General features: G+C 65.7%; 2 protein-coding genes. Both read left to right on the top strand.

The features are described 5' to 3' along the window. Window positions 1–432, top strand: a 432-nt coding sequence (locus CWO91_RS42330; protein ID WP_130221190.1) for a VCBS domain-containing protein, incomplete at its 5' end; no start/stop codon positions are given. Further along, window positions 429–904, top strand: a 476-nt coding sequence (locus tag CWO91_RS42325) for a VCBS domain-containing protein (protein ID WP_245471552.1), incomplete at its 3' end; no start/stop codon positions are given. The genes CWO91_RS42330 and CWO91_RS42325, both read left to right, overlap by 4 nt.

Genomic DNA, 904 nt, shown 5'->3' with positions numbered 1-904 from the left:
GGCGCCCACAATGAGCTCACCGCGGGCCAGCAGGTCCAGGATCAGTTCACGGTGACGAGCCAGGACGGCACGGCGAGCGGTACCGTGACGGTGACCATCACCGGCACCAACGATTCCGCCACTGTCTCGTCGGACTCGAAGTCCGTGACCGAAGGCGACACCGCCGCGGCGCTCAACACTTCCGGGCAGCTGACGATTGTGGATCCCGACACGGGCGAGGCTCATGTCGTGGCGCAGAGCAGCGTCCACGGGACCTATGGCGACTTCAGTATCGATGCCAACGGCGCCTGGAGCTATACCGGCAACGGCGCGCACAATGAGCTCACGGCCGGCCAGCAGGTGCAGGATCAGTTCACGGTGACAAGCCAGGACGGCACCGCCACCGGCACTGTGACGGTGACATCACCGGCACCAACGACAACGCGACCGTGAGCTCGGACTCGAAGCCCGTCACCGAGGGCGACACCGCAGTAGCGCTCAACACTTCCGGGCAGCTGACGATTGTGGATCCCGACACGGGCGAGGCTCATGTCGTGGCGCAGAGCAACGTGCACGGCAGCTATGGCGACTTCGCGATCGATGCCAACGGGGCCTGGAGCTACACCGGCAACGGCGCCCACAATGAGCTCACCGCCGGCCAGCAGGTGCAGGACCAGTTTACGGTCGTGAGCCAGGACGGCACGGCGAGCGGCACCGTGACGGTCACCATCACCGGCACCAACGACGCGGCGTCGGTCTCGTCGGACTCCAAGGCGGTGACTGAAGGCGACACGGCAGCAGCGCTGAACACTTCCGGGCAGCTGACGATTGTGGATCCCGACAGCGGCGAAGTCCATGTCGTGGCGCAGAGCAACGTCCACGGCAGCTACGGCGACTTCAGCATCGATGCCAATGGGGCCTGGAG

It is taken from the genome of Bradyrhizobium genosp. SA-3, assembly GCF_004212635.1.
In the GTDB taxonomy this organism is placed as follows: domain Bacteria; phylum Pseudomonadota; class Alphaproteobacteria; order Rhizobiales; family Xanthobacteraceae; genus Bradyrhizobium.
This window is presented reverse-complemented; position numbering and strand designations above follow the sequence as displayed.